This is a genomic window from Streptomyces sp. NPDC048473, assembly GCF_043200155.1.
Taxonomy (GTDB): domain Bacteria; phylum Actinomycetota; class Actinomycetes; order Streptomycetales; family Streptomycetaceae; genus Streptomyces.
Genome location: NZ_JBICXE010000077.1, coordinates 1 through 14,888, shown reverse-complemented (window position 1 = coordinate 14,888; position 14,888 = coordinate 1). Strand labels below are relative to the sequence as shown.

Here is a 14,888-nt window from a genome sequence, read left to right as displayed (position 1 = left end):
CCGGCGAACAACTCACCGTCCTCTCAGACCACTGCGAAACCGTCACCTCCTGCGCCTTCTCCCCGGACGGAACACTCCTCGCCACCGCCAGCCACGACCACACCGTGCGCTTGTGGGACACCGCCACCGGCTCTTCGACCAAGGTCCTCGCCGGACACGAGGCAGGCGTACTGGCATGCACCTTCTCGCCGGACGGCGCCCTCATAGCAACCGCAGGGCAAGACCTGACAGCCCGCCTGTGGGACGTGACGACCGGCGAACAACTCACCGTCCTCTCAGACCACTGCGAAACCGTCACCTCCTGCGCCTTCTCCCCGGACGGAACACTCCTCGCCACCGCCAGCCACGACTGGAGGTTGCGGCTCTGGCAGACCACAGCCGAGTCCGACCGGTCGCAGCCTTCACCGAGGTGGGAATACGCCTGCGCGTTCTCTCCCGACGGTTTGACCCTGGCCACCGCGGGCTACGAGAGAGCAGTCCGAGTCTGGGACGTGGCCAGCGGAGCCCTACGGCAGGTGTTCGAGGGGCACAGCGACACCGTCGGCGGATGCGCGTTCTCCCCGGACGGTGCCCTTCTCGCGACGGCCGGTCACGATCACACGGTCCGCCTCTGGGACACGCTGACCGGCACGGCACGCACCATCCTGACCGGTCATGGCGAACCGGTCGCCGACTGCGCCTTCTCGCCCGACGGCAACATCATCGCCTCAGCCGCCCGTGATGACACGGTCCGCCTCTGGGAGACCGTCACGGGGCAGCCACTGCGCACGCTGGTCGGCCACACCGGCGCAGTCTCAACTTGTGTGTTCTCGCCCGACGGCAGCCTCATCGCATCGGCCGGCCACGATCACACGGTCCGCCTCTGGGAGACCGCCACGGGCGCGCCACGAGCAGTGCTGACCGGCCATACCGACCTGGTCAGCAGCTGTGCCTTCTCACCTGACGGCAGTCTTATCGCTTCCACGAGCCACGACAGGACTGCGAAGATCTGGGATGTTGCCTCCGGCCGACTGATCCGGACCCTGGGCCGGCACACCAGTGGCGTCGCCGACTGCGTCTTTGCGCCCGATGGAACGCTCATCACCGTCGACATCGTCGATCGCCGGATTCGGATGTGGCGTACCGGTGACGACAAGCCCTGGTGCGGGGCACGCATTGTCACACCGCTGCTTCGATTGGCCTGGCATCCCAGCCGGCCGCTCCTCTGCGCTGTCGGCGAGTCCGGCGTGTACCTGTTCCGCCTTCTGTCCCATGGTGTCCAGGACCCTGTGCCGTGATCCGAGGAAGAGAGCATGTTCGATTCAGGCCCGCACGTCAGCTGCTACCGAGCCCATTCACTTGCCGACGGATCGTTCGTGGGTATCCGATGCGTCAAGTTCGCCAACTTCGTTCACTGCCCCCACCTGGAGGGCGTCGCCTTCGTCTGGTACGCGGAGGGAGTCGAACCAGCAGGCTCCTACCGGCACTTCGGCGAGGCGTTCATCACTACGTCCAGCACCACATCCGATGGCGTCGATCCAGGAGGACTCATCGCGCACGCGGCAGGCATCATGGGCAACAGCGAACGAGACGAACCATTCCTGCAACTGCGCTTCGACATCCCATCGCCGCCCTCCCGAGTTCCCGCACGGCTCCTTGTCGCCGGCGACCGGCGGGAGGAGTGGACGCTGGTCCCCGACGGTCTCGTCCCCGAGTACCAGCCCATACCGCGCCATATCGAACGAACAGGGCGTCACTTCAACGAATTCACGGTTCGCAAACGCGATGGGACACCCGGATTCGGTATACGGTCCATGCTGAGCAGTGGCAGCTGGCTTGGCGCAGGCCGTTGGCTGGAACTCCCCTACCTGCATCTGGGCACTTACATTGGCCCGCGCGGCGGGCCGGTGCGCTTCAGCGCGTCGGACATCGCCGCTGGAAACGGATTCTGCCTCTTCGTCCCCTGGGGGGAACTCAACGTACGGGTAGACACCGACGAGGGCCCTTCCGTACGCCAAGTCACAGGCACTTGGTCCGAGACCTGGCAGCTACGACGTTCCCGTGCCGAATGGCGTCCCGACCCTCGGACAGCAGACCTCGTCGCGCCCGGCTGACTAGGCCCCGGCGTCATCCGGCGGCGGGGATGGCGGCACATTGAAGTCGTTGTTCTGCGTGCCGTGATCGCCGATCAGGACGCCCTGAGCGCCTCTGGCGTCCACGGTGTACCGATCCGCCTTTCGGTTGCGCGCGTCAAGCATCGCCGACAACTCCCGTGCGGCCACAACCAGTTGTTCGTCGTCCCCTGCGCCGACACGTTGCAGTTCCGCCCTGAGGGTCGCCCGCCCGGCCTCCGGATTCTCTTCAAGTCCTTGCAAGGCTCTCTCGCCTGCCGGTTCCCCGCTCAGGCGACTCAGCACCAGCGTCTTGAGCCCCGCGTACGCGTCGGCCACCGTGCTCGTCATTGCGTCCTTCGCACCTGCCAGTGCGCCCGCCGCCAAGGCTGCCACGATCAGTGATACAGGATCAACAGGGGCAGGTTCCCAGCACACAGCTGCCTCCCGCAAGGGCATCGCACGACGTGGCTCGAACAGGTTTCCTGGTCAAGTAGCCTTTCGCCCGGCTCGAACCGGCTGCCCGCCCGCCGCAGGCGCCTGTTCCACGGCCAGAGGCCCTCGGGCCTTGTGCGCGGCGCGGGCCTCGCGCAGCGCGACCAGTTCCACGGGGTCGCCGAGCGCCGTGCCCGTGCCGTGGGCCTCGACGAAGCCGACGGAGCCCAGGTCGATCCCGGCGTCGTCGGCGGCGGCGAGGATGACGTTGCGCCGGCCGTTCACCGACGGCGCGGCGAAGCTCAACCGGTCGGCGCCGTCGTTGTTCAGGGCCGAACCGCGGATCACCGCGTGCACGGTGTCCCCGTCGCGCAGTGCGTCGTCGAGCCGGCGCAGGACGACGATCCCGACTCCGCTGCCGGGCACGGTGCCGTCCGCCGCCGCGTCGAAGGGGCGGCACACGCCGGTCGGCGAGGTCACCGCGCCGTCGCGCCAGACGTAGCCCTGCTCGCCGGGCAGTTGGACGGCGACGGCGCCGGCGAGGGCGAGGTCGCAGTCACCGGCGAGCAGGCTGCGCCGGGCCAGGTGCACTGCCGTCAGCGAGGTCGAGCACAGGCTGCTGACGTGGACGCTGTGGCCGCGCAGGCCGAGGTGGTAGGAGACCCGCAGAGGAAGCGAGGGGGGGTTCCCCACTGCTCGAGGTAGGTCCGGGCGACCGAGTCGTCCCGGTCGGCGAGGGCGGCGTAGCGGTTCTCCCCGCTGCCGCAGAAGACGCCTACCCGGGCGTCGGGCGAGTCGGCCCAGCCCGCGTCTTCCAAGGCGTGCACGGCCGCTTCGAGGAACAGGCGGTGCTGCGGGTCCATGGCGGCGGCCTCGACGGGCGCGATGCCGAAGTACTCCGCGTCGAAGAGGTCGACGTCGTCGAGGACTCCGGCCACCGGCATATGACACGTCCCGGCCGGTGCGGCGACTGCTGCGTCCATGTGCCGGACTGCCGACTCTCCGCTCCGCAGCCGCTGCCAGTAGGAGGCGACGTCCCCACCGCCAGGGAACCGCCCGGCGAGACCGACGATCGCTACGGCGTGCTCGGGGTGGGAATCGGTCATGACGTCTCCTCGGCTGGAACGGACGCGACGGCCCTGGCCACCGCGGCGACCGTCGGATACTTGAACAGATCGGTCACCGCGAGGGAGGACGAGATCTCCTCTCTGATGCGCCGGTGAAGGCGGATCAACGACAGTGAGCTGCCGCCGAGTTCGAACAGTCCGGCGTCGCGGGGCACACGGTCCGCGGTGGTCGCGAGGACCTCGGCCCACAGTGCGGCCAAGCGTGACTCCAGCGCGGAGCGGGGTGCCTCGGCTCCGGCGACCGTGTCGCCGGCCGGCGGGGTCGGCAGGGCGCGGGTGTCGAGCTTCCCGCTCGCCGTCACCGGCAGCGCGTCGAGCCGGACCACCTGGGCGGGGACGAGGGCGGACGGCAGGCGTTCGGCGAGACAGGCCCTGACGGCGGCGCCGTCCAGGTCGGCGCTTCCCGTCACATGGGCGACCACGGCGTCGTCCCGGTCGCGTCGTACGACCACGGCGGCGTCGTCGACGTCCGGGTGCCCGAGGGCCAGGCCGCGGATCTCGTCCGACTCGACGCGGATACCGCGCAGTTTGACCTGGGAGTCGTCGCGGCCGAAGTACTCCAGCTCCCCGTCCGCCGTCCAGCGGGCCAGGTCGCCCGTGCGGTACACCCTCAGGTCCTCGCCGTCGGCGAGCGGCAGAACCACGAAGCGCTCCGCGATCAGCTCCGGGCGGCTGACGTAGCCGAGGGCGAGCGGGGTGCCGCCGACGCACAGTTCGCCCACGAAGCCCGGGGGCAGCGGCTGTCCGCCCGTGCCCAGCATGAAGACGCGAGCTCCGGGCACGGGGCGGCCGATCGGTGTGCGCGGGCAGGTGTCCGAGGGGCGGCAGTGGTAGGCCGTCGTCTCTATGGCGGCCTCGGTGGGGCCGTTGAGGTTGACCACCTCGCACCCCCACGCCGACCGCACCGACTCGACCACGGCGGGATCCAGGCTCTCGCCGCCGACAAAGACCCGGCGTAGGGAGCCGGGCGGGCCGGCCTCCTCCTCGGCGAGCACGCTCTTGAGGAGCGTCGGCACGAACTGGGCGACGGTCACCCGGCGTTCGCGCATCTCACCCAACAGGTGGCGCGGGTCGCGGTGGGCCCAGTCGGGGGCTATGGCGATCTCGGCGCCCAGGACGAGGGGCGTCAGGTATTCCCAGAGGGAGGCGTCGAAGACCGGTGGTGTCTTGAAGTAGAAGCGGTCCTGGTCGGTGAAGCCGAAGTCGCGGATCTTCCAGGCGATATTGTTGGCGATGGCCCGGTGCGGAACGGCGACAGCCTTGGGGAGTCCGGTGCTGCCGGACGTCGTAAAGAGCTGCCATCGCGCCGCTGCAGTCGGCGCCCCATAAACGCAGCGACTCCTGTCGGAACAGGTCGGCACGCGGGCGGCGTTGACGCCCCGTGCAATTGCTGCGACACGGCTGTACCCACCGTCACCTCACGGGAAAGTCCAAACTGCCGCGGCAGAAGTCCATGTTGCCCGACGGAGGGCAGCGCCACACTTCCCGGAGAGAACGGCCAATTCGGTGGTGTGTAACTGAGGTTCCATAAGTCTCGTGTAGAGGAAGGCTCTGGCGATCGAACCGATGACGCTCTCCGAACCCCTCCTCGGCAGGCAGGACCTGTCAGAGATTTTTGCATGCCAAGGGCCCTGGGCCGCGTAGCCGAGAATCCGAGAGCCCGGCTTCTGCCTGACCACCGGTTAGTGCGTGCGAGCGCTCCTGCTCCGCCCTACAGACGGTCCGTCGGCCGTCTGAAAATCGAGCAGGACCGCTTTGACCGTTCCGAAAATGGGACAGACGCGACACAGGGCGGGCCAGGGCACTTCAAGACCCACGGGCCGACTCCTCGCCTTCCTCGTGACTGACTACGCCGTCGACGCAGCCGCCACATTCCTCCGCAAGTTCCCAACGACAGGAACTCAGGTGTCCCGTATGAGCGATCAGCCGCATTCCATTCGTCCCCATGGGCCTTCCCGTCGTGCAGTGCTCGGTGCGGCCGCCGTCGTTGCGGCCGTCGCCGCCGCGCCCATGACGACCGCACTGCCCGCGCGCGCCGCGGAACACGGTGGCGCGAACGAACTCAAGCTCTTAAGTCCGACGTCAACCGTCCTGCGCGGCCTGACGGACGTGGAGGTCGCCGCGCCGGCCGGAACGACCGCTGTACGGTTCACGCTGGGCGGTATCGCCTTCGCGGAACTGACAGATCTGTATGCGAAGGGCACCGAGACGAAACCTCTGTGGCGCACCGCCACCGATGCCTCATGGTTTCCGCCCGGCAGTCACCACCTCGAGGCCGAGGCCGACACACCGTCAGGAATCTTGCGGACCCGAGTGCGAGTGACGGTCCTGTCAGGACGGCAGGCGGAGCAGGGACACACCGACCTCGGTGGAGAGTGGATCGCGGCTTCGGCATCTGAGCTGCCTACGGGATCACTCGACGGCGAACGTCCGCCGGCCTGCCGCCCCGGGTTCGACGACAGTGGGATGACCAGGGTGATCGTGCCGGGATCGCTGGGTGCCATCCGGTCACGGTGGAATTCGGCCGAGGGAATCCAGGCGCTGTACCGGCGTACTGTCACCCTCCCGGAGCCAGGCCCCTCCGAACGGTTCCTGCTCACTTTCGAGTCGTGCTACTTCGCCCTGCGTCTGTTCGTGAATGGGGAACCGGCCGGTACCGCGCGCGGCGGCTACGTCCCGGACGTCTTCGACGTCACCGACCTGGTACAGCCGGGCCGCAACACGCTCGCCGTCGTCGTCGACAACCGCAAGGCCGTGGAATTCCCGCTCAACCCCACGTTGTACTGGAACTACAGCGGCATCTTCGCCGCAGTTCACCTGCGCCGAACCGGTTCGCTTTCGCTGACCGGCTTCACGGCAACGGGGGCCGCAGATGGCTCCCTGACTCTGCGCGCCACCGGAGTCAATACGACCAACAAGGCTGGGCGGATCGCCGCCGTACTGTACGCCACAGATCCATCAGGGCGTCAACTTCAACCGCAAAAAGTCGAGTTCACACTGCCGTCCGGGGAACCGACCGTGGTCTCACTGCCAGTGAGCACAAGCCTTCCTGGCGGCGGGCACCCACTCCTGTGGGATCTGGAGAACCCCCGCCTCTACAAGCTGCGGCTGGTGCCGTCGGACGGCGGGCCCGCATTGGCCACACGGACAGGGTTTCGGGATGTGGAGGTCGACCGCGATCAAATCCTGCTCAACGGCAAGTCCCTCACCGGTCTCAAAGGCTTCAACCGGCACAGCGACTATCCCGGCCTCGGCCGCACCCAGCCCGCCGGCCTCGCCCGGCGGGAACTGGAGCGGATGCACCGGCGCGGCTTCCGTCTCTACCGGCCCGGGCACTACCCGACGACCCCCGCTGAGCTGGACGTTGCCGACGAGCTCGGGTTCCTTGTGATCGAGGAGATCAACGTCACCCAGCGCTTCAACGCGGACGTACTCACCAGCCCCGAGGTCATCGCCTTTGGCAAGGAGCGACTGACCAAGCTCATCGACCGGGACCGCTCACACCCATCGGTCATCGCCTGGTCGGTGGGCAACGAGAACGGAACGGAGACCGTCAAGGGCGCCGACTACGTCCGACAGATCACCGAGTTCGGCAAGAAGCTCGACGACACACGCCTGTTCACGCATGTCACCGGCTGGGGCGCCCAGGACGAGGGCTTCGCCTTCGACGACTTCGTGAGCGTCAACGTCTACAACGGCTGGTACCTCGGCACCTTCCAGACCCTGGTCGACCCTGAGGGAGGCCAGTACAGCTTCCCGGCCATCGAGAAGAAGGCCGGGACCAAGCCGATCATCCTGACCGAGTACGGAGCCGAGGCCGTCACCAGCCGGCCTGGATACGGCAAGGGCACCGAGTACTACCAGGGCCTGATGATCGACGAGTACAACCGGCTGCTGAAAGACCGAAAGGGCCTGGTCGGCCTCATGTACTGGACCTCCAGCGAGTTCGCCGTCTCACCCGCCGGAGGCGGCGGCAACCCGAAGCCCGTGCCCGGCTTCCACAACAAGGGGCTGCTGACCTACTGGCGCGAGCCCAAGCTCGGGTGGCGGGTGATCTTCTCACCCGTCAGGATCGACGAAATTCCCGTCGCTCTCACCTCGGAAAGCGGCTCGGTGGACGTCTCGTTCCCCGTGACAATCCGTGCCACAGGTGACAGACGGGCCTCGGGAACGCTCCTGCTCACCCCACCGGACGGCTGCACGATCACACCTGAGCGGCTGCCTTTCACCGTGACCGGCAACGGCTCGGCCACCGTGCGGGCCCGGCTGCTCGGCCGTCCGGCGGCCGACGCGCAGCCCGGCACTGTGCGGGCCGTCGTTGATGCTGAGACCGAGGCCCAGCCCCGGCCTGTACGGGTGAGCACCCCGTACAAGTCGCTCCCTGCGGCCTTCAACAGTGTGGGCATCACCGACGACAAGGACCCGGGGCGCTCCACCTTCTCCATCAGTAAGAAGAGCTACTCCGCACAGGCACTCGCGGACACCGGCGTCACACCGGGGGCCGAAGTCCGCCATGAGGGCACGTCCTTCGCCTGGCCCGACGTCCCGGCCGGCGAGCCCGACAATGTCGCGGCCACCGGGCAGACAGTCCTCGTCGCAGGCAGAGGCGCGACTCTGTCCCTTCTCTGCGCGGCCACCTACGGATCGCAGGGCGGGACATTCACCGTGCACTACAAGGACGGTGCCGTGTCCACCCACACCCTGACCGTCGACGACTGGGTCAGTTCCCAACCCAGTACGGGCAAGCGTGCCGCGATCAGCATTCCCCGCCACAACAGCCCGACAGGACCAGTCGATCAGAAAGTCACCGTCTGGCGCGCCGACATCGACTTGGGCGCGGACAAGGACGTCACCGCAGTGCAGCTTCCGGACTCGGGGACCCCGCCGGCCGGTTGCCTCCACATCTTCGCGCTCACCATCGCCTGAGCTGTCCGCCGGAGACGAAGGGACGCCAACTCAACGCAGCTTCTGACGAGGATGTGGCAGCGCACTACACACCAACGGTGGTGCGCTGCCATCCCGCGTGCTGCCCCGCCTTCGGCAACGGCCGGAGGAAGGCGGGCGACCCCGCGCATGGCGTGGTGGCTCGCTCCTCAGTCGGCAGTCGCGCGGGATCTCCCAGGTCTTCATGCGGGCGAAGGTGCGCTCGACGCGGGCCCGGACTCGTTGTCAGGCACTCCAGCTGCATCCTGCCGCGCCGCCTGCCTCCACCCATGGCGTCAGCCCGGACAATGCCGAAAGCATCAACCGCATCCTCGGAGCCTTGACCTCAGAAGCCGACCTCCTACCGATCACGGGGCTTGGCTGGTCGAACAGGGTTCTCCGTCGGGTGATCTTCCGGTGGCATCGGCATGAAGGCAGGGCCTCCTGGTAGATCGGGGGTGCGACCCACCACGAGTTCCAGGAGGCCCTGTTGTCGCAGTCTTTCGTGCTCGCTCCGGTTTCGTCCAACTCCTGCGTGTCGTCGTGTGCCTGCTTTGCGCACCTGTACGGAAACGCGGCCGACCACCCGGAGCGGGAACGCCACTACGACTCGGACATGACGGATGCCGAGTGGCCGTGATCCGTCCGCTGCTGCCGGTGCCGCCTGGCTGGAGGGCCGCGGCGGGCAGCCCGAGGGTTACTGCCACCGCCAGAGCTGGATGCGGTCCGGCACCTCGTCGACAACAGCTTCAAGTGGCGCGCACTTCCCGTCGGCTTCCCCGACTGGCGACGCGCGTACGCCTTCTTCCGCCGCTGGCGGGACAAGGGGCTGGGGTCCAACCCGTACACCACTTCCCAGGACGCAACCGTGTTTCTCCGCGGGCCAGGGCCCGGAGCTCAGCTCCCGGCGTTCGGCGCGAGTACCTCGAAGGAGTACAGCGAGTATCCGAACTTGGTGCCGCGCGTGATGCCGTGCATGCGTGCGTACCGTGCGGTGGTGGGCGGGAACGTGACGGTGTCCGTGGCAGGCGCCGACACTCCGCGGCGTTCGGCGACGGTGCGCCATGTACTGCCGTCGTCGGAGACCTGGATGTCGTAGTCCTTCGCGTACGCGGACTCCCAGGCCAGGCGGACCGAGGCGAACGTGCGGGGTGCGCCGAGGTCGATGCGGATCCACTGGTCGTCGGTGTACTTGCTCGCCCAGCGTGTCGCCGGGTCGGCGTCCACCGCGCTCGCGGCGGTCAGTGAGCCGGTCTCCGAGGAGGAGGCGGTGGCGTCACGTCCGTAGGCGAGGTCGGCTCCGTCCAGCTTGGGGAAGGTGTCGGGCAGGTAGGCGGTGCCGGGGCCCTGGCCGATCGTGGCGAGCCGGTTCAGGAAGTCGCGGTAGTCGGTGCCCGCGGCGGTGGGCGACCACATCTTCTGGGCGAGTGCGCCGAAGCTCTTCTCGATCAGCCCGTGCACCTGGAGTTCGGTGTAGTCCGTGTGGACCAGATCGTTCCAGACGGCGGGCATCGCGCCGAGCAATGCCGGGTCCTGGACGGGCAGGTTCTGGTCGCCGCCGAAGATGTTCGGCGCCCAGCTGGCGAAGATCCAGCGGCCGTCAAGGCCCTTGCCGTGGTAGTAGTTCGCGAATGGCACGACGTAGAGCAAGTCGTCGTTGGAGTTGATCACCTTGTACCCGTCGGCGATAGCGGCCTTGGGCCCGTACCAGCCGTTGTTCCAGCTGTTGACGGTGATCTGTTTGTCGTAGCCGGTTCCGCCGCCGGACATACGCGTGAGACTGCCCCAGGCGTTCACGTTCTTGCCGAGGCCGCGCACGTGCGAGGCGATGGTGTTCACATAGGTGCGGTAGTCCTCCGCGTACTGCTTCGGGTACTCGTCCGCGCCGATGTGGACCGAAGGGCCGCGGAACCACGGGGTGAACTCGTCGAAGACCGACTTCATGAACGCGGTCGTGGCCGGCTTGCTGAGGTCCAGGTGGTCGGATTTGCCGCCGTTCAGGCCGATTTCGGGCTTGAATTTGATGAAGGCCCGGGCATGTGCGGGCGCGTCGAACTCCGGCACGAGGGTGACCGCGTTGGCCGCCGCGGTGTCCTCGAAGGAGTCCCAGTCGGCCCGGGTGTACGAACCGTCAGTGGCCGCCAGGCCCTTGAACGCCGGGTTGTCACTGGCCAGCCGGAACGCCGACTGCATCTTGGACCAGTCTCCGTCCGGCGGGGTGAACTCGTTGTCGTTGAGATGCAGCTGAAGGGTGTTCATCTTCAGCCAGCCCATCAGGTGCAGGTACGACTTGATGTACTCGGGTGTGAAGAAGCGGCGGCCCACATCCAGCATGAAGCCCCGCACCGCGTAGTCGGGGAAGTCCACCGCGGTGCCCACCGGCAGGCTCACGCGGTCGGGAGAGCCGAGCAGGCTCTGCAGCAGGGTGCGGGTGCCGTAGTAGGCGCCCTTTTGCCCGGCGGCGACGATGTCGACCTTGCCCCGGCCGATCGTGATCCGGTACGCCTCCGGGCGCAGCTCGGGTTTCACGGCACCGAGGTCCGCGTCGCCGTCCAGTCGGAGGGCGATGTCACCGCGATGCGCTGGGCCGGTGGCGACCCGGGGGTGCACCGGCGTCAACTCGGCTGTCTCTTCGGCTACTTGGGTGGCCAGCCTGCGCAGCCCGGCGGGGGCGTGGGCGGGGACGACGATCCGGCTGTGGCGGTCCAGGGTGACATGTCCGATGCCGCCCTGCCAGTTCTGGAGTGCGGGTACGACGCCCGGGGGCGCGGAGTTGGGAGCGGCAGCGGGCCGGGCGGCTGGTTCGGCGGCGCCGGCGACGGTACTCGGAGTGAACGCGAGCGGGGCGGCCAGGAGTGCACCGGCCAGCAGCGTTCGCAGACAGGACCAGGGTTTCATGAGGCTTCTCCGGAGGCATGACGACGAGCCTCGGGTGACGGTCACCCGAGGGGCGGGCGCGTGCGGTAGCACCCCGATGCACTGCCGCTGGACGGCCGGGGTGGAGAGAGCATCACCACGATGAAGTGGTCTATACCGCTTGTCAATACGCGGTGTAGACCTCTGGTGGCGATCGGCCCCGCCCGTCCCTGCCCGATCTGCTCGAAGCGTGGAAGCCCGGCGAGCCGTCGAAAATCACGCTCGTTGCCTGCCGAGGAAACCACCAGAAGCCGAGCAAACGGGGAGGGCGAACCCGCAGCACCACCGTCCAGCAACTGGTAAAGGGCGCTGAGCTGACCGAGGGCATGCACATCGGCACGTGGAACACGACACCCTGCCTGATGCTGTCCACTGAACTCATGGGACAGGGCGGAATCGTGGTCAATGCGCTGCAGGCGCCTGGCGAAGCCCTTCTCCCCCTCCGCACACCGAGCACTCCGGGAAACGCCAACACCGAGATCAGGGACAAGCCCGGAATCCCCTACCCCAACGCCATTCACATTCCCGCCCGCGACGGGAAACAGGCACGGACTGTCGACGGCTTCCGAGTAGCCGAGAGCGGCCTCGGCTGGTTCGGCCAGCTCCTGGCCCGTACCGGGGCTGCGAACCTGACCGCTTTGGCCGGCGGAGGACCACAAACCGCCAAATACCTCACCACACGCCAGGGACGACAGCACTACGACGTGCCCCCCCTTCGCCGCCACGTCAAGCGTTGACGACGCAGACATCGAGGTCGGCGGCACGAAATTCGTCGGCACGGACCATGTCTTCCGTATGGGGTCCGTACGCATCGAGGCATTCTCCGGCATGGCCGAGCACCTGTACGAACTCATCAAGAAGGGCCGTGTGGAGGAATACCGTCAGGCCGCCTTCCAGGGCTGCTCGACCCCGCACAACACCCACGGAACCGGCAGATGGAACGGGCTGATTTCCTTCCACGACGACGGCACCGTCATGGCCCTGAGCGTCCTCCCCATCCGCAGAAGGCACCCTCGCTGAAGGCACCGCAGCGTCGTCGTCACCGCCTGCCCCACAGCAGGAGCGACGTGGACGACCCTGAGCCCGACAAGACCGCATCGAGCTCCCCACAGCCGGGCCCGCCGCCACACCCAGAGCCCCCGCCGGCACAATCCGACGGGGCTCGCCACCTCTCACACGCGAGGTCGTCGGCCTCGACGATTCCGGGCAGCGATCCGCCCTCCCGCAAGGGCGTGACGTAGCGGGTCGCTGTGACTTCGGTGAGCATTTGCCCAGGTTATCGGGCCCGACATCCGGTCTTCACGAGCAACGGTGCGGGCACCAGCCCACTCCTCCACCAGAACCTGGGATGAGCCGTGGGGAGAATCCGGGGAGTTTCGGCTCCGAACTCCGCTCTCCTGACGTCATCCTCGCGTGGGTGAAGTCTCCTCAGCCGAGGCATGCTGGGGGCGGAGCCGTATCGACGGGCGATGACCAGGGCAGCGGCCGGGTCAGCCCCACCCCGGCCGAGGGCGGCGCTGACGACCGGGCTCACCAGGAACACCCTCTGTCACATGATCTGTGGGTGTGGCGGTGACGTGCGGGATGCACGCGGCCCGCGAGGCGCGGGCGCAGCATCGGCGGTCACAGCCAGCCGTTGCGCTTGAAGCCCCGGTGGATGACGACGCAAGCGGTCGCGATGACGGCGAGAGCGAGCGGGTAGCCGAAGCGCCAGTGCAGTTCGGCCATGTGGTCGAAGTTCATGCCGTAGACGCCACACACCATCGTCGGCACGGCGATGATCGCGGCCCAGGCGGTGATCTTCCGCATGTCCTCGTTCTGGCCGACGGTGACCTGGGCGAGGTGGGCCTGGAGGATGGAGTCGAGCAGCGCGTCGAAGCCGGTGATCTGCTCGATGACGCGCGCCAGGTGGTCGGCGACGTCACGGAAGTACGCCTGTATCTCGGGGTCGACGGAGCGCATCTGCTGAGTGGCCAGCACCTGGAGGGGGCGGCCGAGCGGGATCACGGCCCGCTTGAGTTCCAGGAGCTCGCGCTTGAGCTGGTAGATGCGCCCGGCGTCGGCGCTCTGGGAGCCCTGCGGTGAGAAGACGTCCGCCTCGACCTGGTCGATGTCGTCCTGGACGGCGTCGGTGACGGTCAGGTAGTCGTCGACGACGTGGTCGGCGATGGCGTGGAGCACAGCGGCCGGCCCCTTGGCCAGCTGCCGCGGGTCGGCTTCGAGGTCTTCGCGCAGGGGGCCCAGGGAGCCGTGACGTCCGTGCCGTACGGTCACCACGAAGTCGGGCCCGGCGAAGACCATGATCGCGCCGGTGTCCACCACCTCGCTGGTGACGGTCAGTTCCTCGTGCTCAACGTAGGAGACCGACTTGAAGACGGCGAACAGGACGTCGCCGTACTGCTCGACCTTGGGCCGCTGGTGGGCGTGGACGGCGTCCTCGACGGCGAGCGGGTGCAGGCCGAACAGCTCGGCGACCCGCGCGAACTCGGTCTCGTCCGGCTCGTGCAGGCCGAGCCAGACGAAGCCGTGGCCGCGTTTGCGGACACGGGCGATGGATTCCTCGACGCTGAAGGCGGCCTCCTGTCGGACGCCGTCGCGGTAGATGACGCAGTTGACGACGGTGGAGCCGAGCGGCGAGCGGGCCGGGTGGCTGAGGTCCACCGGGCGCCCCCGCCTCACCAGACGGGCAACTTTACGCAGGTTGCCGACCATCGACATGCAGGACTCCTTCGCCAGTTGCGGCCAGTCTGCCAGGAGGAGGTAAAAGGGAGGTCAGAGCCAGTGCCTGCGGCGGTACGCTCGCGCAAGCCAAGCCAAACGAATCTGCCCGGTGTCGCGCGCACGGGATCAGCTGAGGCCGAAGCCGGAGGGGCGTGGTCCAGTCGGTGGGCAACGTGCGGGGCATCAGCGCGATCGCCGCCCCCATGGACAACATCGTCGTCCGCGCCGTGATCCACCGGGCCTTCCACCGTAACGGCTCGCTGTGAGAGGGCGTTATGAGGCTTGATTTCCGTTCTGTGGTCGCCTGATCGTGTGAGTCCGGAGCGATTCAGCTGGTCGGTGGGCTTGGCCGTGCTGGGGTGGCTGAGCGCAAGCCGTTTGCCGTACCCGAGCGACTTGGCCGACGAGCGGTGGGCGTTGATCGAGCCCGTGCTGGCTGCGTGGAAGGCCGGGCGGCCCTCGGCCACGGGGGCAGGTGCGGGATGCGGGAGGTCGTCGGCGCGATCCTGTGCCAGTCCCGGACGGGCTGTCAGTGGGCCTACCTGCCAGGCAACCTACCGCCCAGCGGCGCGGTGTACTAGTACTTCGGCCTGTGGCGGGACGACGGCACCGACCAGAACCTCCATGACCTGCCAGCGCAGCAGGTCATGGAGGTTCTGCCCCCATTTTCGGCAAT

12 protein-coding genes and 2 pseudogenes are annotated in these 14,888 nt (G+C 67.9%); 7 read left to right on the top strand and 7 right to left on the bottom strand.

What is annotated here, in order from left to right; genetic code table 11:
- Positions 1-1,277 (top strand): WD40 repeat domain-containing protein (locus ACGFU7_RS44610; RefSeq protein ID WP_393704207.1); only part of this gene is annotated, 1,277 nt, incomplete at its 5' end.
- 15 nt (positions 1,278-1,292) lie between these two features.
- Positions 1,293-2,093, top strand: coding sequence for a hypothetical protein (locus tag ACGFU7_RS44605; protein WP_393704205.1), 801 nt, complete (start codon positions 1,293-1,295; stop codon positions 2,091-2,093).
- On the opposite strand, the gene ACGFU7_RS44600 is transcribed toward ACGFU7_RS44605, so the two are convergent.
- The 4 genes from ACGFU7_RS44600 to ACGFU7_RS44585 all read right to left on the bottom strand — a co-directional run bounded on the left by ACGFU7_RS44600 (position 2,094) and on the right by ACGFU7_RS44585 (position 5,013).
- Positions 2,094-2,441 (bottom strand): hypothetical protein, encoded by a 348-nt coding sequence (locus ACGFU7_RS44600; protein WP_393704204.1) that lies wholly within the window; start codon positions 2,439-2,441, stop codon positions 2,094-2,096.
- 138 nt (positions 2,442-2,579) lie between these two features.
- On the bottom strand, positions 2,580-3,218 hold the full coding sequence (locus tag ACGFU7_RS44595; protein ID WP_393704203.1) for a polyketide synthase: 639 nt from the start codon (positions 3,216-3,218) through the stop codon (positions 2,580-2,582).
- Positions 3,122-3,631: a beta-ketoacyl synthase N-terminal-like domain-containing protein gene (locus ACGFU7_RS44590; protein WP_393704201.1), complete on the bottom strand. Its 510-nt coding sequence runs from the start codon at positions 3,629-3,631 to the stop codon at positions 3,122-3,124. The genes ACGFU7_RS44595 and ACGFU7_RS44590 overlap by 97 nt, the downstream gene beginning before the upstream one ends.
- Positions 3,628-5,013 carry an AMP-binding protein gene (locus ACGFU7_RS44585; protein ID WP_393704199.1) on the bottom strand — a complete coding sequence of 462 codons (1,386 nt, stop codon included), beginning with the start codon at positions 5,011-5,013 and terminating at the stop codon, positions 3,628-3,630. Before ACGFU7_RS44585 ends, ACGFU7_RS44590 begins: the two co-directional genes overlap by 4 nt.
- Positions 5,014-5,617: 604 nt before the next feature.
- Here ACGFU7_RS44585 and ACGFU7_RS44580 point away from each other — a divergent pair.
- Entirely contained in the window at positions 5,618-8,578 is a 2,961-nt protein-coding gene (locus ACGFU7_RS44580; protein ID WP_393704198.1) for a glycoside hydrolase family 2 protein, read from the top strand.
- 128 nt (positions 8,579-8,706) lie between these two features.
- On the opposite strand, the pseudogene ACGFU7_RS44575 reads toward ACGFU7_RS44580, so the two are convergent.
- Positions 8,707-8,821: pseudogene (locus ACGFU7_RS44575) on the bottom strand (IS5/IS1182 family transposase); the annotation flags it as partial.
- Positions 8,822-9,065: 244 nt separating this feature from the next.
- Between ACGFU7_RS44575 and ACGFU7_RS44570 the strand changes: the two are divergent.
- Together ACGFU7_RS44570 and ACGFU7_RS44565 are read left to right on the top strand one after the other, a co-directional pair.
- Positions 9,066-9,215, top strand: coding sequence for a hypothetical protein (locus ACGFU7_RS44570; RefSeq protein ID WP_393704196.1), 150 nt, complete (start codon positions 9,066-9,068; stop codon positions 9,213-9,215).
- A 24-nt stretch (positions 9,216-9,239) separates the two neighbouring features.
- Positions 9,240-9,395, top strand: a pseudogene (locus tag ACGFU7_RS44565) (hypothetical protein); the annotation flags it as partial.
- Positions 9,396-9,472: 77 nt separating this feature from the next.
- On the opposite strand, the gene ACGFU7_RS44560 reads toward ACGFU7_RS44565, so the two are convergent.
- Positions 9,473-11,473, bottom strand: coding sequence for a family 20 glycosylhydrolase (locus ACGFU7_RS44560; protein WP_393704194.1), 2,001 nt, complete (start codon positions 11,471-11,473; stop codon positions 9,473-9,475).
- 344 nt (positions 11,474-11,817) lie between these two features.
- Here ACGFU7_RS44560 and ACGFU7_RS44555 point away from each other — a divergent pair, with 344 nt between their 5' ends.
- Complete coding sequence (locus tag ACGFU7_RS44555) at positions 11,818-12,228, top strand: hypothetical protein (RefSeq protein WP_393704192.1); 411 nt, start codon at positions 11,818-11,820, stop codon at positions 12,226-12,228.
- 58 nt (positions 12,229-12,286) lie between these two features.
- On the top strand, positions 12,287-12,511 hold the full coding sequence (locus tag ACGFU7_RS44550) for a hypothetical protein (protein ID WP_393704191.1): 225 nt from the start codon (positions 12,287-12,289) through the stop codon (positions 12,509-12,511).
- Between the two features lie 603 nt (positions 12,512-13,114).
- Here ACGFU7_RS44550 and ACGFU7_RS44545 read toward each other — a convergent pair.
- The gene (locus ACGFU7_RS44545; RefSeq protein WP_393704189.1) at positions 13,115-14,209 is read right to left on the bottom strand and encodes a magnesium and cobalt transport protein CorA; all 1,095 of its coding nucleotides are present in this window, start codon (positions 14,207-14,209) and stop codon (positions 13,115-13,117) included.
- Positions 14,210-14,888 lie beyond the last annotated feature (679 nt).